1 protein-coding gene is annotated in these 841 nt (G+C 61.7%); it reads left to right on the top strand.

Translation table 11 applies throughout. From position 1 onward, the window contains the following. Positions 1-784: lytic murein transglycosylase B (gene mltB, locus HMPREF9538_RS10290; protein WP_009485492.1), on the top strand; the 784-nt coding region annotated here is incomplete at its 5' end. Positions 785-841 lie beyond the last annotated feature (57 nt).

Genomic DNA, 841 nt, shown 5'->3' with positions numbered 1-841 from the left:
GACCGGCCTGCCGCCAACCGGGCCGACCGGCGCCTGGCTGCGCTACAAGAAACAGTTCATTACCCCGGATAATGTGCAGAACGGCGTGGTGTTCTGGAATCAGTATCAGGACGCGCTCAACCGCGCTTATCAGGTTTATGGCGTGCCGCCGGAAATCATCGTCGGCATTATCGGCGTGGAGACTCGCTGGGGCCGGGTGATGGGCAAAACCCGGATCCTCGACGCGCTGGCGACGCTGTCGTTTAGCTACCCGCGCCGCGCCGAATACTTCTCGTCGGAGCTGGAAACTTTCCTGCTAATGGCGCGCAGCGAAAGCGACGATCCGCTGGATCTGAAAGGCTCTTTCGCCGGGGCGATGGGCTACGGTCAGTTTATGCCGTCCTCCTATAAGCAGTATGCGGTCGATTTTAACGGTGACGGACATATCAACCTGTGGGACCCGGTGGATGCTATCGGCAGCGTGGCCAACTACTTCAAACAGCATGGCTGGGTGAGCGGCGATCTGGTGGCGGTGCAGGCGCTGGGGCAGGCCCCGGGGCTGGAGAATGGTTTCAAGACTAAATACAGCGTTTCGCAGCTGGCGGCCGCAGGGCTGACCCCGACCCAGCCGCTGGGTAACCATCAGCAGGCCAGCCTGCTGCGGCTGGACGTCGGCACCGGCTATGAGTACTGGTACGGGCTGCCGAACTTCTACACCATCACCCGCTACAACCACAGCACCCACTACGCGATGGCTGTCTGGCAGCTGGGTCTGGCGGTTGCGCAGGCCCGCGGCGGTTATTAATCCTTTCATCCGGCTGACAATTTCCCAGCCTCCCCGGATAGCGGCGCGTAGCGCCTT

Origin of the sequence: Klebsiella sp. MS 92-3 (assembly GCF_000195655.1) — a bacterium.
Taxonomy (GTDB): domain Bacteria; phylum Pseudomonadota; class Gammaproteobacteria; order Enterobacterales; family Enterobacteriaceae; genus Klebsiella; species Klebsiella pneumoniae.
This window is presented reverse-complemented; position numbering and strand designations above follow the sequence as displayed.